Genomic DNA, 19,815 nt, shown 5'->3' on the forward strand with positions numbered 1-19,815 from the left:
TAGTGCCTGAGTGAGCCTTACTCACAATTTCCGCCGATGAGTTTCGGCCGGCATGCCATGTTCTTGGGCACAGTGGCGGCCAAGACCCCATGTGCGGGACTTGGCCGCCTGACATCATGCGGCGTTTGTGTCGGCTTCACCTGTGGTTTCGGCATCGTTTTCGGGCCACCCCGTGACGGGAAATTCCTCGTCCGATTCCCCTGCCGCACCGTGCGGGTGGCGTCCGCGGGCTCCCCGGCCGGGTCCGTCTTCGCCGTCCTGCCGACGCACGCGCGCGAAGCTGCTGACCCCGAAACGCAAATCATGCCCGAGCGCGAGCGCCTCGATGTCCGCGCTGAATCCGCGGGTGCCGTCGACACGGTCGAACTCCCGCAGCTGGACCTTTCCGTAGACCACGACGTGGTCGCCCATGTGGATGCTGGCCAGCATGTTCGACGCCATCGCCCGGAAGCAGGACACCGTGTACCAGTTGCTGTGTACATCGATCCATTGGCCGGACTCGGGGTCTTGGCGCCATTCGTTGCTCACCAACCGGAACTTGGCGATGGACGCGCCGCTGGTGCCGTTGCTGTTGCGCGGTTCGGTGCCCACCACACCGCGAATCGTCAGGTGGTCGGTCATGGTGCCCTCCAGGGATCTGATGCAGCAAGGCTCTCTTGCTACTTCTGCCCAGTGTGGTTGGTTCCGGCGGGCCCGGTCGTCGACTCCGTGCGGAATGTGGACAACCCGGGTGCCGGGGCGAAACGTTTGGTCACCAGGAGCAGCACGACAAAGACCAACGGAATGATCCACCCCGACCAACCGAGGATCGTCGCGTGGAGGGTGTTCACGGTTTGGCCCGCCGCGATGAAGACGACGTAGAAACCCGCCGCCGCGTTGAAGGTGCCGTGGGCCAGCGCCGCCGGCCAGACGGAGTTCGAGCGCAGGCGCAGCCATCCGAAGATCGCGCCGACCACAATGCACATGCCCGTCATCATGGCCAAGCCCAGCCACCCCGGTGCAAGCGGGTAGTTGTAGCCCAGCAGGATCAGCGGCGCGTGCCAGAGCCCCCAAAGGACGCCGGTGACCAGGATCGCGCGGACCGGGCCGTACACCATGAGCTTGGGAAGCAGCCAGCCGCGCCAGCCGAGTTCCTCGCCCAAGGCAGGGACCAGGTTGAGCACGGCGCCCGCCAGCACATTCACGAACTGCAGGGCGACAAGAGTTTCGATGGGCATCGGCAATTCCCGTTGCCCCGCCATGGCCAGCTGGATTTCAACCAGCTGCCTGAAGCCGGAGAAGTCCCGGAAGTCTGCGGGGTACAGACCAAGCAGCGCACCGACGGCAAGCGCCTGCAACACCAGTGCCACGGGGACCACGAGCCCCAGGGCCATGAACGCCCAGAAGCGCCTGGCCGGCCGCAGCGGCCAAAGGCCCAGTGCGGCGGCCTTGCCACGGGGCCGTTCCACCAGGAACACCATCACGAGCGCGGCGATCGCCGGGGTGAACATCATGGCGCCAGCAACCAGCGCAAAGCGGTCGTCGTACAGCCCGTCACCCAGCCACAGCGGCAGGGCCGCCAGCCAGCCCAGGCCGAAGGCAATCAGCACAAAGCCCAGAATCCTCCCGGCGTTTTGGTCCACGACATTCCCCTTCCCCGGCATGTGCCCTGGACCAAGCTTGTCATGCGCCCAGTCCCACGTCAGTCAATCTTTCGGAGGATGTTCGGGCGTATGCCGGCGTGGATGCACGGTCCCCCTACCGGTGGGCGAAAAAGTGCCATAGCATGGCCAAATGCCAGACAACCACGCATCAGTCCCGCTTCGTGAACTCAACAACGGGGCTTTCATGCCCTCGATCGGCCTGGGCACCTGGCCGCTCGACGACGCCCAGGCGGGAGCCGCGGTGGTGCACGGGCTCGAGGCCGGATACAGGCTCATCGACACCGCCGAAAACTACAACAACGAGACGGGCATCGGCGAGGGCATCGGCAGCACATCGGTGCCGCGCGAGGAACTGTTCATCACATCGAAGTTCAACGTGAAATGGCATTCAGTGGAAGGGGTCCGCGACGCCTGGGAAAACAGTTGCACGCGGCTGGGCGTCGAGTACCTGGACCTGTTCCTCATCCACTGGCCGAACCCCGCGGAGGGTCGCTACGTCGAGGCATGGGAGGGACTGGTCAAGCTGCTGAAGGCCGGCCGGGTCCGCGCCATCGGCACCTCGAACTTCACCACCGAACAGCTGCAGGAGCTGGTCCGCGCCACCGGCGTGGTGCCGGACGTGAACCAGATCCAGCATTCGCCGTACTGGATCGACGACGAGCGCCTGGCGTTCCATGCCGGGCACGGCATCGTCACCGAGGCCTGGGGCCCGCTGGGCCGCGGAAAGCACAACCTGCTTCAGGCCGAACCCGTGGTGGCTGCCGCTCGTGCGCACAAGGTCACCCCGGCGCAGGCGGTGTTGCGCTGGCACGTGCAGCGCGGCGTGGTTCCCATCCCCAAGAGCGCCGACCCCGAACGCATGGCACAGAACCTCGACGTGTTTTCGTTCGACCTGACCCCGGAGCAAGTCCTGGCGATCGACACGCTGGACGGGACCGCCGGCGCACCCGTGTCCCCGATGGAGTTCGGGCACTAGACGCGCCGGGGGCTTTCCTAGGCCCCGACGTAGGCGGCCAGGTGCTGCCCGGTCAGCGTCGAGCGGTCGGCGACAAGCTGCGCCGGGGTGCCCTGGAAGACGATGTTGCCGCCGTCGTGGCCCGCACCCGGGCCCAGGTCGATGATCCAGTCGGCGTGCGCCATCACCGCCTGGTGGTGTTCGATCACGATGACCGACTTGCCCGAGTCCACCAGCTTGTCCAGCAGGCCCATCAGCTGCTGCACGTCGGCCAGGTGCAGGCCCGTGGTCGGCTCGTCGAGCACGTAGATGCCGCCGGATTCGCCCATGTGGATGGCCAGCTTCAGGCGCTGGCGCTCTCCGCCGGAGAGCGTGGTCAGCGGCTGGCCGATGCTCAGGTAGCCGAGCCCGACATCAAGCATGCGGGAAAGGATCTTGTGCGCTGCGGGGATGCGCGACTCTCCGGCGGCGAAGAACGCCTCGGCCTCGGCCACCGACATGGCCAGCACCTCGGAGATGTCCTTGCCGCCGAGCTTGTACTCGAGCACCAGGGCGTCGAAGCGCTTGCCCTCGCACTCCTCGCATGGGTTGGCGACCCCTGCCATCATGCCCAGGTCCGTGTAGATGACCCCGGCGCCGTTGCAGGTGGGGCAGGCGCCCTCGGAGTTCGCGGAGAACAGGGCCGGCTTCACGCCGTTGGCCTTCGCGAACGCCTTGCGGATCGGTTCGAGCATGCCGGTGTAGGTGGCGGGGTTCGAACGCCGCGAACCCTTGATGGCGCCCTGGTCGATGGTCACCACGTCGTCGTGCCCGGACACGGAGCCGCGGATCAGCGAGCTCTTGCCGGAGCCTGCGACGCCGGTGAGCACGGTGAGCACGCCCAGCGGCACGTCGACGTCGACGTCCTTCAGGTTGTTCATGTCGGCGCCGCGGATTTCCAGCTTGCCCGATGCCTTGCGGGTCGTGTCCTTGAGCCTGGCGCGGTCATCGAGGTGCCGCCCGGTGAGCGTGTCGGCCGCGCGCAGGCCCTCCACGGTGCCCTCGAACATCACTTCCCCGCCCAGCGACCCGGCGCGCGGGCCCAGATCCACCACGTGGTCGGCGATCGCGATGGCCTCGGGCTTGTGCTCAACCACCAGCACGGTGTTGCCCTTGTCGCGCAGCTGCAGCAGCAGTTCGTTCATGCGCGCGATGTCGTGGGGGTGCAGCCCGATCGTCGGTTCGTCGAAGACGTAGGTGACGTCGGTGAGCGAGGAGCCCAGGTGGCGGATCATCTTGGTGCGCTGCGCCTCGCCGCCGGACAGCGTGCCGGAGGGGCGTTCCAGGGACAGGTAGCCCAGGCCGATGTCGACGAAGGAGTCCAGGGTCTCCCCCAGCGCCTCGAGCAGCGGGGCGACGGCCGGTTCGTCCAGGGACCGCACCCACTCGGCCAGGTCGCTGATCTGCATCGAGCAGGCATCGGCGATGCTCACCCCGTCGATCCTGGAGTTGCGGGCATGTTCGGCGAGCCGGGTGCCACCGCATTCGGGGCAGGCGGTGAAGGTGACGGCGCGTTCCACGAAGGCGCGGATGTGCGGCTGCATGGCATCGACGTCCTTGGCCAGGAACGACTTCTGCATCTTCGGGATCAGGCCCTCGTAGGTGAGGTTGATGCCCTCGACCTTGATCTTGGTCGGTTCGCGGTACAGCAGGTCGTCGAGTTCCTGCTTGGTGAACTTGCAGAGCTTCTTGTCCATGTCGAAGTAGCCGGAGCCGGCAAAGATGCGGCCGTACCAGCCGTCCATGGAATAGCCGGGGACCGTGAGCGCGCCCCCGGACAGGGACTTTTCTGCGTCGAAGAGCGCCGTGAGGTCGAAGTCGGTGACCGATCCGCGGCCCTCGCAGCGGGCGCACATGCCGCCGGTGATGGAGAAGCTGCGGCGTTCCTTGACCTTCTTGCCGCCCTTTTCCAGGGTCACGGCGCCGGCGCCGGAGACCGAGGGGACGTTGAAGGAGTAGGCCTGCGGGGAGCCGATGTGCGGCTGCGCCAGCCGGGAAAAGACGATGCGCAGCATGGCGTTGGCGTCGGTGACGGTGCCGACGGTGGAGCGCGGGTTGGCGCCCATGCGCTCCTGGTCCACGAGGATCGCGGTGGTCAGGCCCTCGAGCACGTCGACGTCGGGGCGGGCCAGGGTCGGCATGAAGCCCTGCACGAAGGCGCTGTAGGTTTCGTTGATCATGCGCTGGGACTCGGCGGCGATCGTGCCGAACACCAGCGAGCTCTTGCCGGAACCCGACACGCCGGTGAAGACCGTGAGCCGGCGCTTGGGGATCTCCAGGCTGATGTCCTTGAGGTTGTTGACGCGTGCGCCCTGCACCCGGATCAGGTCGTGGCTGTCGGCAAGGTGCGCCTCGGCCTGCTGCGTGTCGCTGTCGGTGGACGTGCTCATCGTCTCTCCATCGTGTTGCGTGATTGGTGTTGGCCGACTCGATCCTACGTGCATCGAGCGACGGTTTCGGTGTCCAGTCTAGGAGCGGCACGCGCGCCGGGGCTTCTCAAGAACTGCTCGCTTGGGGGATCAGTCGACGCGTTGCGCCGCGGCCCGCGCCGCACGCTCCGGGTTTGTGGCCCGCGGGGTGATCAGCAGGGTCAGGAAGAGCACCACTGCGACCAGGATGAAGGCGTTGAGCAGGCCGAAGTGCTCTCCGAGGAATCCGATCACCGGGGGCCCGATCAACATCGAGGAGTAGCCGAAGATCGCCACGATGCCCACGCGGCGGGGTCCGTCGGTGGGGTGGGCCGCGGCCACTGACATGCCGACGGGGAAGCCGAGGGATCCGCCCAGGCCCCAGAGCAGCGCTCCGGTGAACACGGCCCAGGGTGCCGGCGCAACGATGAACAGGGCGATTCCGGCCAGACCGAGGATGCCCATGAAGACCAGGGCGCGCTTGTGGCCGAAGCGGTCGATCACGGGGCCGCCGAAGAATCGTCCGGCGGTCATGGCGGTGACAAATGTGCCGAAGACCAGCGCGCCGGCCGCCTCGGTGAAGTGGTGGTCATCCACCGACGCGATGGTGAGCCAGTCGTTGGCCGATCCCTCGGCGAACGCCAGGCCCGCGACCATGAGGCCGATCAGCATCAGGCGCCCGTCGCGGAACACCCCGAACACCCGCTGGATCCATGACATGCCCGCCGTGTCCCCGTCCGCGGACTTCTCCCCTGCCGGCTCCAATGGCGTCACGTTGCGCACGAAGAACAGGCCGAGCAAGATGATCAGCAGGCCGACGGCTGCGAAGTTCCACACGACGCTGATGTTCGCCCGTGCCGCGGCCGCGCCGCTGACGGCACCGACGATGGTTCCCAGGCTGAAGAAGGCATGCATCATGGGCAGGAGCGTCTTGCCGACGGCCCGTTCGACCGCCGCGCCATCGACGTTCATCATCACGTCGGTGGCGCTAAAAACAAATCCGTAGAACACCAGGATCAGGATGACGGCAGGGACATTGCTCGTGAGGTCCGTCACCGCACCCAGCGCCGCCAGCGCCAACCCCAGCGACACCAAGCCCGTGGCGATCCCGCGTCGCACGCCCATGCGGGCCAGGATGTTCGGCGCGAAGGCCAAACCGCCGATCGAACCGATGGCAACTGCGAAGAGCAGGATTCCGACGTCGGCGGTGGTCAGCGCGAGCTCCTCGCGGACGGCCGGCAACCGGGCCACCCAGGTGGCAAACGCGTATCCACACAGGAAGAAGATCCCGAAGATTGAATTACGCCAGGCGGAGTGGCTTTTCGTGGTGAGGATTCTGTCTGTGGCAGCTTGTTGCTTGGGCAACGGGAACCTTCCGGGTAATGACGGGAGAATCGGGAGATGCAGGCGCTCGCACGGTTGCGTTTGCGACTTAATTGCCTTTCATCATACGGCCGTACTAACCACTTGCCGAGGTCCGGCACTCGTGTCGGGCAACACCGCCCCCATGTGACGAAATATGAGCTCAGGGGTTCATTGGGCTATGATTCTTGTGCCTGCCTCCGTAGCTCAGTGGATAGAGCAACAGCCTTCTAATCTGTCGGTCGCGCGTTCGAATCGCGCCGGGGGCACCAAAACAGAGCGGCACCCACCAATATTTTCCGGTGGGTGCCGCTTTTTTCATAGGTCGGGGCCACTGTTTCAGACCACGGTTTTGATGTTTTCGTCGCTTTGGAGCCCCTGCGGGCGACCAGCACACTAGATCGGAAGCCGGCCGCCGGACTTCAGGTTTTTCATGACAATCGTGCTTGTCAGTTTCTCGACCCCGGGCAGGGCGATGAGCACCTCATCGTAAAAGTGCTGGTAGGCGGGAAGATCGGCCACCACCACCCGCAGGAGGAAATCCGGGTCACCGAAGAGCCGCTGCGCATCCACGATCTGGGCGCTCTTTGTCACCTCGATTTCGAAGGCCTTCATGTTCTGCCTGTCCTTGAGCGTGACAAACACAAGCGCCTCGAATCCGAGGTTGATCTTCGCCGGGTCCACATCGGCCCGATAGCCCCGGATCACTCCGGAGGTTTCCAGCTCCCGAAGCCTCCTGTGGCACGGCGCCAGCGTCAAGCCGACCTCTTGGGCCAACGCGGTGGCCGTCATCCGCCCGTCTTCTTGAAGGTGGCGCAGTATCGCGCGATCAATTCCGTCCACTTTGGTGCTCCTATCACGAGCTTCTATCGATGAATCAATGCCTCACGCAAGATTTTACAATCTATTCCACACAAGACTCATATTTTCTTGCCGCGATTGAGTAAAACCCGAAAGAACCCGCAAGCACATTTCGCGTGATTTTTCCTAAGCTTGCCCAGTAAGTTCCAAGCAGAAGGGGATCATTGTGGACCCGCAGGTTTATCTAGGCTTTTTGTTCGTCTCGTTTGCACTCGCCATGACACCGGGCGCCGACTGGGCGTATGCGATTGCCGCCGGCCTCGGCCGATACCGCGTTGTTTCCGCAGTCGCCGGATTGTGCACCGGTTACGTCTTCCACACCATCCTGATCGTTGCCGGCATGGCGGCGCTGATCGCAAGCTCGCCCCGGCTGTTGTCATGGCTGACCCTGGCCGGCGCGGCCTACCTGCTCTGGCTCGGCATTTCGACGGCGCGAAGCTGGCGGGGAGCCGGATTCACCGTGGCCGCGCCCCAGGACACCGGGCAGCCATCGGCAGCCACGGCTTCCGTTGCGGTCTCCCATGCGGCCGCCGCCGGCGACACCGCGTTGAAGGCGCGCGCAACCACCCTTCAGGCCGCCAGCAAGCCGTCGGAACGCCTCTTTGGCCCGGCATTCTTCCGCGGCCTGGGAACCAGCGGCACAAACCCGAAGGCGCTGCTGCTTTACCTGGCCCTGATCCCCCAGTTCGTTCGGCCCGACGCAGCCCTTTCAGTTCCAGCGCAAACCGCTATCTTCGGGCTTTCCCACATGACGCTTTCCGTGTTCATCTATTCGGGTGTTGCCATTGGCGCACGGGTGCTGCTGCGTTCGCGCCCAACCGCGGCACGGGCCGTGACCCTATTCAGCGGCCTGATCATGATCGGGCTTGGTCTGGTACTGGTGATTGAGCAGGCACCGACGCTGCTGGCATCCTTCCAGATCCTGCTTTCGGTCGTCGGAAAGTAACCCTCCACCAGCGGCAGAGGCCAGGCCATGAACCGTTGGGTTCATGGCCTGGCCTCTGCCGAATCCGCCTGCCGTTCGGCAGCGAAATCCATGTCTGGAAAGCTGTTACTTGCCCGGGACGATCAGGGTCGCGGCACCCGCACGGGCGGCCTCGAAACGCGCCGAGACATCCGCCCAGTTCACGATGTCCCAGAACGCCTTCACGTAGTCGGCCTTCACGTTCACGTAGTCCAGGTAGAACGCGTGCTCCCACATGTCCAGCATCAGCAACGGCGTCGTCGCCACCGGCACGTTGCCCTGCTGGTCGTAGAGCTGCTCGATGACCAGCTGCGAGCCCAGCCCCTCGAAGCCCAGCAACGCCCAACCCGAGCCCTGCAGGCTCATCGCCGCGGCCGTGAAGTGCGCACGGAACGCGTCGAAGGACCCGAACGCGTCGTCGATCGCCGCGGCCAGCTCGCCCTCGGGCTTGTCCCCGCCCTCCGGGGACAGGTTGTTCCAGAAGATCGAGTGGTTCGTGTGCCCGCCCAGGTGGAACGCCAGGTCCTTGGACAGCTTCGGGATGTTCCCGAACTCGCCCTTCCCGCGCGCCTCGGCCAGCTGCTCCAGCGCCGCGTTCGCGCCGGCCACGTACGCGGCATGGTGCTTGCTGTGGTGCAGCTCCATGATCCGCGCCGAAATGCTCGGCTCCAGGGCCGCGTAGTCGTACTGCAGCTCAGGCAAGGTGTAAATAGCCAAAATGACTCCTCAAATTGTGTCGTGCTGAATCACTGCCGGGAAGGGGAGTGATTAAACGGTGAGTCGTGAATGATCACCGATGCTGTGGTAACCGCGCTGGTGGTAGACCAGGGGTGCGGCCGTGGATTCGCCGTCCAAGACTTCCACAACCGATGCTACGACCAGTGTGGCCGGACCGGCAGTGGTCTTTGAATGAATTTCGCATCGCAAGACGGTGCCGAGGCCGTGAATCAGCGGCTCCCCCGATTCCAGCTGCTCCCAGTTGTCAATCCGAGAAAAGCGTTCGTCCCCTGACTTGGCGAAAAGCGAGGCTAGCTGCGTGTTTTCCGAGGTCAGCAAGTGGATCAGGATGGAATCCGCGTTCAGGATCGCATGGGCCGAGCCCCTGTCGCCGGCCACGTTGAACGCCACCAGCGCCGGGTCCGCCGCCACGGAGATCAGCGAGGATGCGGTGATGCCCGCCGGACCGCGCTCCCCCGTTGCCGTCACAATCGCTACCCCTGCGGGGTGGTTGCCAAAGGCTGCGCGAAATTGGTCAGCCATCGTCCGTTCGGCGATTTGTGTCTGCACTGCGGATGAGTCCTCTCGTGGCGTGCCGCTTGGGTGCGACCCTCATGCATCCACGCTAGAACCTCAACCAAGGTTTAGGTCAAATCGGGCTTCTTTTCACGAAACAGCAACGCCCCGCCCTCGGGGTCGGCAAGCTTGTCATTGGGGTTCACGAACCCGCATTCGGCCAGGGACAGGCAGCCGCAACCAATGCATCCGCCCAGCCCGTCGCGCAGCGATTGGAGCTGGTGTATGCGTTCCTGTAGGTCCTCCCGCCACGCCAACGACATTGCCTGCCAGTCTTCCTTCGCGGGTGCCCCGTCGAGCGGCAGCCCGGCAAAGAGCTCGCCGACGGCCTTGAGCGGAATACCCGCACGTTGCGCCGCGCGGATGACGGCAACGCGGCGCAGCACGCTTCGGTCGAAGCGCCGCTGGTTGCCCGAGGTGCGCCACGATTGGATCAACCCCTCGCGTTCGTAGAAGTGCAGGGCGGAGACCGTCACCCCGGAGCGGACCGCCAGCTGTCCCACACTGAGATCCTGGGAAAAATTGTCGGCTGCGTTCATCGTTTCATTCTCCCCGGGGGGCCTTGTGCGCGGCGCTCATCAGCGTGCACGGTTTTCGTCTAGAGTCAACAAGCAAGGTACAGGACAAATCGGCCTGATGCAGCAGTAGAGGATATCGCCCCATATGAAACTCACATTCCGAGGCGGTTTCGTCGCAACCCTGGGTTCCTTGACCGCCTTGGCCATCGGTGCAGCCGTCCTGTCACTCACCTATGCGATCACCCTGGTCTTTGCCGCATTCTTCATTGCACTGGGTCTCGATCCGCTGGTGCGCAGGCTTGAAAACTGGGGCCTTCCAGGGTGACGTCGGTGATGTGCGTCCTGGCGGGTTTCCTGGTCTTTGCCGGCCTCGTTTTCAGCCTGGTAATCCCCCCTTTTGGTGACCGAAGGCCACAAGTTCATTATCTCGCTGCCGGGCAACCTTGATCGGATCGAGGAACAGACATGGTTCCTCTCACTGAACGACCAGCTGGATGGGGCGTTGGTTCCGGGCCTCGAGTGGGTACAGAAAACCATCGCAGCCCCTTCGACATGGCTGTTTGTGGGAAACGGCGCACTGAAGGTCGGCTTCGGTGTGGCAAATGCGGTGGTCGGCACACTTTTTGTCACCGTGCTGACCATGTACTTCGTGACCTCGCTGGAGCAAATGAAAAACAGCTTCTACGCATTGGTTCCCGCCTCGCGGCGCGAACGGGTCGTGGAAATCGCCGCCTCAGTGGGCAGCTACCTCAGCGGCATGTCGATCCTCGCCGTACTCAACGCGACCTTCACCTTCCTGCTGCTGACCTTCATGCAGGTTCCGTTTGCCTCCGTGCTGGGCATCCTGGCCCTGCCCATCACAATGATCCCGCTGGTCGGCTCGGTGATCAGCGCGGCAATCGTCACCGTCGTCGCCCTGATCACCTCCTCCACGACGGGCCTGGTCGTGATGCTGGCGATGATCGCCTGCATGCAAATCGAGGCCTACATCCTGACCCCGCGCATTGTCGGAAAGGCCATCAAGATCCCCGGATCCATGGTGCTGATTGGCGCAATGGTCCGCGGAACGCTGGCCGGGCTGCTGGGTGCGCTTGTTGCCTGCCCGGCCAGTGCCTCCATACTGCTGATCCTCAAGAAGGTCGTCGTTCCCGCCCAGGCAAAACGGTAGTTCTTCTCCCTGGATCCGGTGCCATATAGGCGCAGGCTTGAACGGTGATCAGGACTTTTGAACGGTGTTCAAGTATTGTTGAATTGCTACTCCGAACGGCGTAGCAATTTCATTTTTCGAGAACAACAGGAATCGACAATGTCTCACTCCACGAAGGCCCCGGCCACTCTCGGCACCACACCCCCGGGCGCGCGCCTGGGCGCGCGCCTGGGCGCCCGGGATCTTGCCCTTGTCGCCGTATTCGCGGCGTTCATTGCCGTGCTCACGCTAGTGCCGGCGGTTCCCGTGGGTGCCTTGGGCGTTCCCATCACCCTGCAAACCCTTGGCGTCGCACTTACGGCACTCATTCTCGGTTCCCTGCGTGGCGCCTCGGCAACCGCGCTTTACCTTGCCGTCGGACTGGCCGGCGTGCCGATCTTCGCGAAGTTCTCCGGCGGGCTCGGATCCCTGGCATCGCCGAGCGCGGGCTACCTGCTGGCCTTCCCCATTGCGGCCCTTGTCACCGGCGCGCTTGCCACGTTGGTGCTGCGGAAGTTCACGCGTCGTCGGCTGCTCTGGCTGTTTCTTTCCGCCATGGGCGGCTCGATCATTGTCATCCACCCGCTGGGCATCCTTGGCATGTCGCTGAACGCCGGCATTCCGCTGCAGCAGGCACTCATCGTCGACATGGCCTACTGGCCCGGCGACCTGGTCAAGAACTTCGTTGCGGCAAGCATCGCGCTGAGCGTGTTCAAGGCATTCCCGAAGATGGCCCGCCGCAACTACAACGCCTAACGGCCCCGAGGCAGCAGTAACCGGATTCGATCCGAACCAAGAACAAGGAATACCGTTAAGCGTGATTCGTTTTGAAGATGCAGGATTGTCCGTACCGGCCGATGAGCCCGATGCACCCGTACGCGTCGTGCTGGCCCCCTGCACGCTGACTCTCGGCGAAGCGCGCGTCGCGGTGATCGGCGCCAACGGATCGGGCAAGTCCACCCTGTTGCGCATGATCAACGGGCTGGCCACCCCCTCCAGCGGATCCGTGAGCGTTCGAGGATTCGACACCCGGACCAAGGCCAAGTCGGTGCGCCAGAACGTGGGCTTCCTCTTCACAGACCCGCTCTCCCAGCTGGTGATGCCGATCGTGGTCGAGGACGTCGAGCTGTCGCTGAAGGCAAGCATCAAGGACCAGGGCCGGCGCCGCGAGGCCGCCTTGGCCGCACTCGAATCGCTGGGCCTCAAGCACCTGGCCCAGCGCAGCATCTACGACCTTTCCGGGGGTGAACGGCAACTGGTGGCGCTGTGCAGCGTGTTGGCCGCCGGGCAAAACATCCTTGTTGCCGACGAGCCCACCACGCTGCTGGACCTGGCGAACAACGAATTGCTTCAGCGCACCATCGACTCGCTGGACCAACAGGTCGTTTACGCCACGCACGACCTCGATTTCGCGGCCCGCGCGGACCGCGGCCTGCTGGTCCACGGCGGACGCATCGTCTTTGACGGGCCGGCGGACGCTGCCGTCGAGGAATACCGGAACCGGGTACGCAGCGGGTCGATCAGCGCATGAGCGCCTCGCACCGGATGCTGCTGGGCCATTACCAGCCCGGCACGAGCATCGTCCACCGCGCACCGCTGTTCAGCAAGTACCTGCTGGTGCTTGCCGTCAGCTCTTCCGTGCTTCTCTGGCGCGTCCCGGCAGTCGGCCTGGGGGCCCTGCTTTTGAGCCTGTTGCTCTTCGCGGTGGCGGGCAGGCGCGTGCTGCACGCCTGGGCCGCCCCGCTGCGCCAGCTGTGGTGGGTGTTCGCGATCCTCGCGATCCACCAGTCGCTGATCAACTCCCCCGTTTTCGCGTTGACCCTCATCAGCGGCATGTTCGCCGCCATCCAATGCGGCAGGCTGGTCCTGCTGACCACCACCCAGGCGGCGTTGCTCAGCGGGCTCGAGGCAGCGGCAACGCCCCTGCGCTGGGTGGGCGGAAACCCCGCCACGGTGGCGCTGGCCGTCGCCCTGATGCTGCGAAGCATCCCGGCGATCGCAACCTCCGCGCAGAACCTTTCCGACGCTGCCAAGGCACGCGGCGTGGCCCGCAACCCCGCGGTGCTCGCCGCGCCCGTGGTGATCAACACCGTCGCCTATGCCCAGCGCACCGCCGATGCCCTGGCCGCCCGCGGCATCATGGAACGCAACTAGCTTCCATCCCGCATTCCTTCCGCTGGAGCCGCGGGACAGTATTGTATTGAGCATGAGCTTCAACGACGATGCACGCCTGGATTCCAATCGGGTCAAGGATTCACGCGGCCACCGCGGGGCCAAGATCGCGGCGGGAGGCGGAGGCATCCTGGTGGTGCTGCTGGCCGCGATCTTCGGCATCAATCCGGACATGCTGGCCCAACTCGGACTCGGCGGGGAAACCCCGAGCGAACAGACCGCCACGGGCGCTCCCGGCATCGCGGAATGCAAGACCGGCGCCGACGCCAACGCGCGCCAGGACTGCCGGATCCTCGCCACCACCCAGTCCCTGGACAGCTTCTGGCTTTCCTACCTGCCGAAGTACAACGTGAAGGTCGCCAAGCCCGGCGTGGAAATCTTCAGCGGTAGGGTCGACACGGCCTGCGGGCCTGCAACCAGCGCCGTGGGCCCGTTCTACTGCCCCGGCGACCGCGTTGCCTACTTCGACACCGCATTCTTCGCCGACCTGCAGAACAACTACGGCTCAGACGGCGGAGCCCTGGCCGAGGAATATGTGGTCGCCCACGAGTACGGGCACCACATCCAGAACACCATCGGAACCCTGGCCGCCTCGCAACAGGGCGGCACCGGGGCAAACTCCGGTTCGGTGCGCGTGGAGCTGCAGGCAGACTGTTTCGCCGGAATGTGGGCCGCCTACGCGGCCCAGACCAAGGACGCCAACGGCAACACCTTCATGAAGCCGTTGACCGAGTCGGACCTGCGCTCTGCCCTCTCCGCGGCCTCCGCGGTGGGCGACGACCGCATCCAGAAGGCGGCCACCGGACGGGTCAGCCCCGAGGGCTGGACCCACGGCTCGGCAGCCCAACGCGAGGCGTGGTTCCTACAGGGCTACAAGACTGGCGACATTAACAAGTGCGACACCCTCTCGTCCAGGAACCTGAACAAGCCGGGCGCCTGAGCGCCTCCATTTTCAGGCGGCGGTCCCGGGACCTCACGGTCCCGACAGGGTGAGCGCATATCCGCCATGGGTGAGGATTGTCTTTCCACCATCATGGGTCACCGTGATCTTTCCGGCAAGGGCTCCGACAACGGCGGCCTTGAGTTCGTGCCCGGCATCGCTGCAACCGGAGGCGTCTTCGGTAGCGTTCTTGGCAGTCTTCCAGCTCCCGTCCTTGGCCGATTCGATGGTGAACGAGGGGCCGTTGCATACGCCCGGCACGGAAATCGTTCCGCCCTCGAGCGGTTCCGGGAGCAGCACGGTCTTCCATTCCCCGTTGTCCAGCCTCTTGCCATCGTGCACCAACGAATCCACGGCAAGGGGTACGGTCTTTGCCGCGGGCGGCGGGACAAGGCTGGGGTTGGATCCGGGATCCGTCGACACGGCATTGCCGGCGTCCGGCCCGGCTTGGCTGCCCGGTTGCGCACACCCGGCAAGGATCGCACCGAACGTCAAAACCATGCCCAGCGTCGCAACCTGCATGCGCACCTCTTCCCCCTGCCGCCAAACGGTCGATCCCCGGCTACTGAATCGAACGATAGGCCAAGACCCGTCGGAAATTCGCCCCTGCCGGCGCATTCGTTACCCAAACGAGTCAGCAGCCGTTCCTGCCGGTTAAATGCTTGAGGCGAGGACCCTTCCAAGTGGAAGGGTCCTCGCCTCAAGCGGCAAAGCGCAGGCTAGATGTTGAACCCGAGGGCACGCATCTGGTCGCGGCCGTCATCGGTGATCCGCTCGGGACCCCATGGCGGCATCCAGACCCAGTTCAGGCGGTAGGAATCGACAACCGACTCCAGCGCAGCCGAAACCTGCTCTTCCAACACGTCGGTCAGCGGGCAGGCCGCGGTCGTCAGGGTCATGTCGATCAGAAGTGCGCCGTCATCGGCGTACTTCAGGCCGTAGAGCAGGCCGAGGTCCACGATATTGACACCGAGTTCCGGGTCGATGACATCCTTCAACGCCTCTTCGACGTCTTCAAGGTCAGTGTGAGCCGACCCTCCGGCCGTTTCGTTGGAGACGCTCATGGCTAGGCCGAAACGTTCAGGAAGCGGTCGTAGCCCTCTTCCTCAAGTCGGTCAGCCAATTCCGGGCCGCCCTGTTCGGCGATCTTGCCGTCGACGAACACGTGCACGAAGTCGGGCTTGATGTAGCGCAGGATACGGGTGTAGTGGGTGATGAGCAGGGTGCCCATCTCGTTCTCGGCCTGGGCGCGGTTGACGCCCTCGGAGACGACCTTCAGCGCATCGACGTCGAGGCCGGAGTCGGTCTCGTCGAGCACTGCGAACTTCGGCTTGAAGAGCTCGAGCTGAAGGATCTCAACACGCTTCTTCTCGCCGCCGGAGAAGCCTTCGTTGACGTTGCGGGCCGCGAACTCGGGATCGATCTTCAGCGCGGCCATGGCCGTCTTGACGTCCTTGGTCCAGGTGCGCAACTTCGGCGCTTCGCCGGCGATGGCGGTCTTGGCGGTGCGCAGGAAGTTGGTCATGGTGACACCCGGAACCTCTACCGGGTACTGCATGGCCAGAAAGAGTCCGGCGCGTGCACGCTCGTCAACGCTCATTTCCAGCACGTCTTCGCCGTCCAGGCTGATCGAGCCCGAGGTGACGGTGTAACGCGGGTGGCCGGCGATGGTCGAAGCCAGGGTGGACTTGCCCGAGCCGTTGGGGCCCATGATGGCGTGGGTCTCACCGGTTTTGATGGTCAGGGAAACGCCCTTGAGAATTTCCTTGGTGCCCTGCTCGGTCTCGATGGAGACGTGCAGGTCCTTGATTTCCAGAGTAGACATACTTAAGTCCGTTCTCTTTCTTTGATGCCGGTTCTCACCGGCGAAATTTTCTGGTGGTGGGGGCTCGGACTAGTTGTCCGTGGCTGCGAGCTCACGCTCGATGGTCTCGGCAAGGCGTTCCTCGATCTCCGGAACACCGATCTGCTGCACGATTTCGTTCAGGAAGCCACGAACCACCAGGCGGCGGGCAGTTTTCTCATCGATGCCGCGGGCCATCAGGTAGAACAGGTGCTCGTCATCGAAACGGCCGGTGGTCGAGGCGTGGCCCGCACCGGCGATCAAGCCGGTTTCGATTTCCAGGTTCGGCACCGAGTCGGCGCGCGCGCCGTCGGTGAGCACCAGGTTGCGGTTGGCCTCGTAGGAGTCGGTACCCATGGCGGTCTTGCGGATCAGCACATCGCCGACCCAAACCGTGTGGGCGTCCTTGCCCTGCAGCGCGCCCTTGTACAGCACGTTGGACTTGCAGTTCGGCGCTGCGTGGTCAACGAAGGAACGGTGTTCCAGGTGCTGGCCGGCATCGGCGAAGTACAGGCCGAAGAGCTCGATCTCGCCACCCTCAGCGGTGAAACGTGCGGTCGGGGTCACGCGAACCAGGTCGCCACCGTAGGAAACAACAACGTGCTTCAGGTGGGCGTCCTTGGCAACCTGCGCCTGCTGCGAGGAGGCGTGGATGGCTTCCTCGTCCCAGGCCTGCAGGGAGATGACGGTCAACTTGGCGCCTTCGCGAACATCGATTTCGATGTTCTCGGAGACAACCGCGGTGCCGACGTGGTCGATGACAACGACGGCCTCGGAGTTCGGCTCGGCGATCAGCACCAGGTGCGCCGCGGATGCCGCGGTGGACGAACCGGTCATGGTCATGATGACCTGTTCGCCGGTGCTTCCCGCCGGAATGGTCAGCACGTTGGCAACGGCCGCGTACTTCCAGGCGTTGGCCGAGATGCGGTCTTCCGGGATGCCGACCGAACCGACGCGGGCGTCGGTCATGGCAACGGCTTCCAGGGCGACGTTGGCCGCGCCCTCAACGGTCAGGGCAGGGGCCGCGCCGTTGAGTTCGTCCTTGTGCAGGCCGCCGAGGCGCTTGAGCGGGGTGAAGCGGAAGTCCTCTTCACGTCCGGTCAAGACCGGGAAGTCCTCGAGCTTGTAGCTGGTCAGGCGACCGGCACGCGAGGAATCCGGGATGCCGGCGCCGCCACCGTGGCTGTGCGCCTTGGAGGCGTCACCACCCAACGGCGAGGATGCTTCTGCTTCGTTCAACGGCGAAAGGTTTTCGCCTTCTTCGGTGAAACCGGCAATGGCTGCCGGTGCGCCGATGCGGGCCTTCTCGCCCGATACGTGAGTTGCAATATCAGTCATAATTAACCGACGGACCCTTCCATCTGCAGTTCAATGAGTCGGTTCAATTCCAGTGCGTACTCCATCGGGAGCTCGCGGGCAATCGGCTCGATGAAGCCGCGAACGATCATCGCCATCGCTTCGGTTTCGGCCAGGCCGCGGCTCATCAAGTAGAAGAGCTGTTCCTCGGAAACGCGCGAGACGGTTGCCTCGTGGCCCATGGTCACGTCGTCCTCGCGGACGTCGATGTACGGGTAGGTGTCCGAACGCGAAATCTGGTCAACCAGCAACGCGTCGCAGACGACCGAGTTCTTTGCACCCTTGGCACCCTCGCGCACCTGGACCAGGCCGCGGTAGGCCGAGCGGCCGCCGTTGCGGGCCACCGACTTCGCCACGATCGAGCTGGAGGTGTTCGGAGCGATGTGGACCATCTTGGATCCGGTGTCCTGGTGCTGGCCGGCGCCGGCGAAGGCGATCGACAGGGTCTCGCCCTTGGCGTGCTCGCCGACCAGGTAGACGGCCGGGTACTTCATGGTGACCTTGGAACCGATGTTGCCATCGACCCACTCCATGGTTGCGCCCTCTTCGCAGACTGCGCGCTTGGTCACCAGGTTGTACACGTTGGTCGACCAGTTCTGGATCGTCGTGTAGCGGACGCGGGCGCCCTTCTTCACGATGATTTCCACGACTGCCGAGTGCAGGGAGTCCGAGGTGTAGATCGGGGCGGTGCAGCCCTCGATGTAGTGCACGTAGGAATCCTCATCGGCGATGATGAGGGTGCGCTCGAACTGGCCCATGTTTTCCGTGTTGATGCGGAAGTAGGCCTGCAGCGGGATTTCCACGTGGACGCCCTTGGGGACGTATACGAAGGAGCCGCCGGACCAGGTCGCGGTGTTCAGCGAGGCGAACTTGTTGTCGCCCACCGGAATGATCGAGCCGAAGTACTCCTTGAAGATGTCTTCATGCTCGCGCAGCGCGGTGTCGGTGTCCAGGAAGATGACGCCCTGGGCCTCGAGGTCCTCGCGCAGCTGGTGGTAGACGACCTCGGACTCGTACTGGGCCGCAACGCCGGAAACCAGGCGCTGCTTCTCCGCCTCGGGGATGCCGAGCTTGTCGTACGTGTTCTTGATGTCCTCGGGCAGGTCTTCCCAGCTGGTGGCCTGCTTCTCGGTGGAACGCACGAAGTACTTGATGTTGTCGAAGTCGATGCCCGAGAGGTCTGCACCCCAGGTAGGCATGGGCTTGCGGTCGAAGTACTTCAGGCCCTTGAGGCGCATGTCCAGCATCCACTGGGGCTCGTTCTTGAGCTCCGAGATGTTGCGGACTACGTCCTCGTTGATGCCTCGGCGCGCGTTGGCACCCGCGTCGTTCTTGTCGCTCCACCCATATTCGTAATTGCCAATTCCGTGGAGTTCGGGATTCTTCTCCAGGATCTCGGCAATCACGCCGGGGTCAGCGGACTCCTGTGCAATCTGATCCGTCATCGCGGCCTCTCCTGCTTCGTGATCTTGATTCGAGTTCTCTTCTCAGCACGCTGAGGAGTTTGGTTCCGGCCCACAGGGATGTGGGTCGTACACACATGCCCGCCGCTGGCGAGTGTCGAGAGCCTTCGCACATCGACGCCCAGCAGTCGGGAAAAGGCCTGGGTTTCCATCTCGCAAAAGACGGGAAACTCCCTGGCCAAATCTTGGATGGGGCAATGCCCCTGGCACAGCTGAACGCTGAGCATGGTGGCGGTCGGCGAGTTTGCGCCGACCTTCCGGGTGGAAGCGACAAAACCATCGGCGCTGAGCGCCTCGCTCAAGGCCTCGGCACGGTCCTCCAGCCCATCGACGCCCTCGACAACCGGCCGGTAGCGGCGCTCCATGGCGGCAAAGCGGCGGGCCGCGAATGCCTCGATGGCGGCGGGGCCGGCGGCGCGGCCCAATTCGGTGAGTGCATCGGTGGCGATGTCCAGGTAGTCGTTGCCCATCTTGGCCTGGCCGCGGTGGGACAGCACATAGCGGCGGGACGGGCGTCCCGCGCCGGTGCGCTGGTTGGCCACGAGCTTGACCTCGACCAACCCTTCCTTGGAAAGGGCATCGAGGTGACGACGGACTGCAGCAGGTGTGAACCCAAGACGCTCGCCCAATTCAGCGGCGCTGACCGGGCCATCCTCAAGAACGGAATACAGGACTCGGTCGCGGGTGCGTTCTTCGGTCTCCCCTGATGCGGGAACTATGCGCGCCGGGTCGTCGGTCGGCGCGGGAATTTTCGATGAATACACAACACAAGCATGCGCTAATGCGGCACTCCAGTCTAGTAAGGCACCGCT

22 protein-coding genes and 1 tRNA gene are annotated in these 19,815 nt (G+C 64.3%); 9 read left to right on the forward strand and 14 right to left on the reverse strand.

The features are described 5' to 3' along the window. Positions 1 to 114: 114 nt before the first annotated feature. Positions 115 to 621, reverse strand: coding sequence for a single-stranded DNA-binding protein (locus JOF47_RS09430; RefSeq protein WP_209997319.1), 507 nt, complete (start codon positions 619 to 621; stop codon positions 115 to 117). 38 nt (positions 622 to 659) lie between these two features. Then, a complete protein-coding gene (locus JOF47_RS09435) occupies positions 660 to 1,622 on the reverse strand; it encodes a CPBP family intramembrane glutamic endopeptidase (RefSeq protein ID WP_342592751.1) in 963 nt (320 codons plus the stop codon). Positions 1,623 to 1,773: 151 nt separating this feature from the next. On the opposite strand from JOF47_RS09435, the gene JOF47_RS09440 reads away from it, so the two are divergent. After that, positions 1,774 to 2,619, forward strand: a complete 846-nt coding sequence (locus tag JOF47_RS09440; RefSeq protein WP_209997321.1) for an aldo/keto reductase — start codon at positions 1,774 to 1,776, stop codon at positions 2,617 to 2,619. 17 nt (positions 2,620 to 2,636) lie between these two features. On the opposite strand, the gene JOF47_RS09445 is transcribed toward JOF47_RS09440, so the two are convergent. Next, positions 2,637 to 5,027, reverse strand: a complete 2,391-nt coding sequence (locus tag JOF47_RS09445) for an ATP-binding cassette domain-containing protein (protein WP_209997322.1) — start codon at positions 5,025 to 5,027, stop codon at positions 2,637 to 2,639. A 129-nt stretch (positions 5,028 to 5,156) separates the two neighbouring features. Then, entirely contained in the window at positions 5,157 to 6,410 is a 1,254-nt protein-coding gene (locus JOF47_RS09450; protein ID WP_209997323.1) for an MFS transporter, read from the reverse strand. Between the two features lie 193 nt (positions 6,411 to 6,603). On the opposite strand from JOF47_RS09450, the gene JOF47_RS09455 reads away from it, so the two are divergent. Next, a tRNA-Arg gene (locus tag JOF47_RS09455) sits at positions 6,604 to 6,679 on the forward strand. 124 nt (positions 6,680 to 6,803) lie between these two features. Here the strand turns inward: JOF47_RS09455 and JOF47_RS09460 are convergent. After that, the gene (locus JOF47_RS09460) at positions 6,804 to 7,250 is read right to left on the reverse strand and encodes an Lrp/AsnC family transcriptional regulator (protein ID WP_209997324.1); all 447 of its coding nucleotides are present in this window, start codon (positions 7,248 to 7,250) and stop codon (positions 6,804 to 6,806) included. Between the two features lie 235 nt (positions 7,251 to 7,485). Here JOF47_RS09460 and JOF47_RS09465 point away from each other — a divergent pair, with 235 nt between their 5' ends. Further along, the gene (locus JOF47_RS09465) at positions 7,486 to 8,214 is read left to right on the forward strand and encodes a LysE family translocator (protein ID WP_245356326.1); all 729 of its coding nucleotides are present in this window, start codon (positions 7,486 to 7,488) and stop codon (positions 8,212 to 8,214) included. A gap of 105 nt (positions 8,215 to 8,319) precedes the next feature. Here the strand turns inward: JOF47_RS09465 and JOF47_RS09470 are convergent, their stop codons facing one another. The 3 genes from JOF47_RS09470 to soxR form a co-directional block, all read right to left on the reverse strand. Then, positions 8,320 to 8,949 (reverse strand): superoxide dismutase, encoded by a 630-nt coding sequence (locus JOF47_RS09470; protein WP_209997326.1) that lies wholly within the window; start codon positions 8,947 to 8,949, stop codon positions 8,320 to 8,322. Positions 8,950 to 9,000: 51 nt separating this feature from the next. Then, positions 9,001 to 9,492, reverse strand: coding sequence for a flavin reductase family protein (locus JOF47_RS09475; RefSeq protein WP_209997327.1), 492 nt, complete (start codon positions 9,490 to 9,492; stop codon positions 9,001 to 9,003). A gap of 101 nt (positions 9,493 to 9,593) precedes the next feature. Next, entirely contained in the window at positions 9,594 to 10,064 is a 471-nt protein-coding gene (gene soxR, locus JOF47_RS09480) for a redox-sensitive transcriptional activator SoxR (RefSeq protein ID WP_209997328.1), read from the reverse strand. A 124-nt stretch (positions 10,065 to 10,188) separates the two neighbouring features. On the opposite strand from soxR, the gene JOF47_RS21910 reads away from it, so the two are divergent. From JOF47_RS21910 to ypfJ, 6 genes are all read left to right on the forward strand, one after another. Further along, complete coding sequence (locus tag JOF47_RS21910) at positions 10,189 to 10,368, forward strand: hypothetical protein (protein WP_245356327.1); 180 nt, start codon at positions 10,189 to 10,191, stop codon at positions 10,366 to 10,368. Positions 10,369 to 10,443: 75 nt separating this feature from the next. Continuing rightward, positions 10,444 to 11,211, forward strand: a complete 768-nt coding sequence (locus tag JOF47_RS09485; RefSeq protein ID WP_342592752.1) for an AI-2E family transporter — start codon at positions 10,444 to 10,446, stop codon at positions 11,209 to 11,211. 138 nt (positions 11,212 to 11,349) lie between these two features. Beyond that, positions 11,350 to 11,985, forward strand: a complete 636-nt coding sequence (locus tag JOF47_RS09490) for a biotin transporter BioY (protein ID WP_209997329.1) — start codon at positions 11,350 to 11,352, stop codon at positions 11,983 to 11,985. A 61-nt stretch (positions 11,986 to 12,046) separates the two neighbouring features. Further along, positions 12,047 to 12,760 carry an energy-coupling factor ABC transporter ATP-binding protein gene (locus tag JOF47_RS09495; protein ID WP_209997330.1) on the forward strand — a complete coding sequence of 238 codons (714 nt, stop codon included), beginning with the start codon at positions 12,047 to 12,049 and terminating at the stop codon, positions 12,758 to 12,760. Further along, positions 12,757 to 13,383: a CbiQ family ECF transporter T component gene (locus JOF47_RS09500; RefSeq protein ID WP_209997331.1), complete on the forward strand. Its 627-nt coding sequence runs from the start codon at positions 12,757 to 12,759 to the stop codon at positions 13,381 to 13,383. Before JOF47_RS09495 ends, JOF47_RS09500 begins: the two co-directional genes overlap by 4 nt. Positions 13,384 to 13,435: 52 nt before the next feature. Further along, positions 13,436 to 14,341 carry a KPN_02809 family neutral zinc metallopeptidase gene (ypfJ, locus tag JOF47_RS09505; RefSeq protein WP_209997332.1) on the forward strand — a complete coding sequence of 302 codons (906 nt, stop codon included), beginning with the start codon at positions 13,436 to 13,438 and terminating at the stop codon, positions 14,339 to 14,341. 33 nt (positions 14,342 to 14,374) lie between these two features. On the opposite strand, the gene JOF47_RS09510 is transcribed toward ypfJ, so the two are convergent. From JOF47_RS09510 to JOF47_RS09535, 6 genes are all read right to left on the reverse strand, one after another. After that, positions 14,375 to 14,863 (reverse strand): hypothetical protein, encoded by a 489-nt coding sequence (locus tag JOF47_RS09510; protein WP_209997333.1) that lies wholly within the window; start codon positions 14,861 to 14,863, stop codon positions 14,375 to 14,377. 197 nt (positions 14,864 to 15,060) lie between these two features. Continuing rightward, positions 15,061 to 15,405, reverse strand: a complete 345-nt coding sequence (locus tag JOF47_RS09515) for a metal-sulfur cluster assembly factor (RefSeq protein WP_209997334.1) — start codon at positions 15,403 to 15,405, stop codon at positions 15,061 to 15,063. A gap of 2 nt (positions 15,406 to 15,407) precedes the next feature. Next, complete coding sequence (sufC, locus tag JOF47_RS09520; RefSeq protein ID WP_209997335.1) at positions 15,408 to 16,166, reverse strand: Fe-S cluster assembly ATPase SufC; 759 nt, start codon at positions 16,164 to 16,166, stop codon at positions 15,408 to 15,410. A gap of 69 nt (positions 16,167 to 16,235) precedes the next feature. Then, a complete protein-coding gene (gene sufD, locus JOF47_RS09525) occupies positions 16,236 to 17,522 on the reverse strand; it encodes a Fe-S cluster assembly protein SufD (RefSeq protein ID WP_209997336.1) in 1,287 nt (428 codons plus the stop codon). Between the two features lie 2 nt (positions 17,523 to 17,524). Continuing rightward, positions 17,525 to 18,985 carry a Fe-S cluster assembly protein SufB gene (gene sufB, locus JOF47_RS09530; RefSeq protein WP_209997337.1) on the reverse strand — a complete coding sequence of 487 codons (1,461 nt, stop codon included), beginning with the start codon at positions 18,983 to 18,985 and terminating at the stop codon, positions 17,525 to 17,527. Further along, positions 18,982 to 19,767: a helix-turn-helix transcriptional regulator gene (locus JOF47_RS09535; protein ID WP_209997338.1), complete on the reverse strand. Its 786-nt coding sequence runs from the start codon at positions 19,765 to 19,767 to the stop codon at positions 18,982 to 18,984. Before JOF47_RS09535 ends, sufB begins: the two co-directional genes overlap by 4 nt. Positions 19,768 to 19,815 lie beyond the last annotated feature (48 nt).

Origin of the sequence: Paeniglutamicibacter kerguelensis, assembly GCF_017876535.1 — a bacterium.
GTDB lineage: Bacteria > Actinomycetota > Actinomycetes > Actinomycetales > Micrococcaceae > Paeniglutamicibacter > Paeniglutamicibacter kerguelensis.

Coding starts and splice junctions, on each gene's coding strand:
- JOF47_RS09445 (WP_209997322.1), bottom strand. CDS start 5,027: ATGAGCACGTCCACCGACAGCGACACGCAGCAGGCCGAGGCGCACCTT.
- JOF47_RS09515 (WP_209997334.1), bottom strand. CDS start 15,405: ATGAGCGTCTCCAACGAAACGGCCGGAGGGTCGGCTCACACTGACCTT.
- ypfJ (WP_209997332.1), top strand. CDS start 13,436: ATGAGCTTCAACGACGATGCACGCCTGGATTCCAATCGGGTCAAGGAT.
- soxR (WP_209997328.1), bottom strand. CDS start 10,064: ATGAACGCAGCCGACAATTTTTCCCAGGATCTCAGTGTGGGACAGCTG.
- JOF47_RS09465 (WP_245356326.1), top strand. CDS start 7,486: ATGACACCGGGCGCCGACTGGGCGTATGCGATTGCCGCCGGCCTCGGC.
- JOF47_RS21910 (WP_245356327.1), top strand. CDS start 10,189: ATGAAACTCACATTCCGAGGCGGTTTCGTCGCAACCCTGGGTTCCTTG.
- JOF47_RS09500 (WP_209997331.1), top strand. CDS start 12,757: ATGAGCGCCTCGCACCGGATGCTGCTGGGCCATTACCAGCCCGGCACG.
- sufB (WP_209997337.1), bottom strand. CDS start 18,985: ATGACGGATCAGATTGCACAGGAGTCCGCTGACCCCGGCGTGATTGCC.
- JOF47_RS09510 (WP_209997333.1), bottom strand. CDS start 14,863: ATGCAGGTTGCGACGCTGGGCATGGTTTTGACGTTCGGTGCGATCCTT.
- JOF47_RS09475 (WP_209997327.1), bottom strand. CDS start 9,492: ATGGCTGACCAATTTCGCGCAGCCTTTGGCAACCACCCCGCAGGGGTA.
- sufC (WP_209997335.1), bottom strand. CDS start 16,166: ATGTCTACTCTGGAAATCAAGGACCTGCACGTCTCCATCGAGACCGAG.
- JOF47_RS09490 (WP_209997329.1), top strand. CDS start 11,350: ATGTCTCACTCCACGAAGGCCCCGGCCACTCTCGGCACCACACCCCCG.
- JOF47_RS09440 (WP_209997321.1), top strand. CDS start 1,774: ATGCCAGACAACCACGCATCAGTCCCGCTTCGTGAACTCAACAACGGG.
- sufD (WP_209997336.1), bottom strand. CDS start 17,522: ATGACTGATATTGCAACTCACGTATCGGGCGAGAAGGCCCGCATCGGC.
- JOF47_RS09430 (WP_209997319.1), bottom strand. CDS start 621: ATGACCGACCACCTGACGATTCGCGGTGTGGTGGGCACCGAACCGCGC.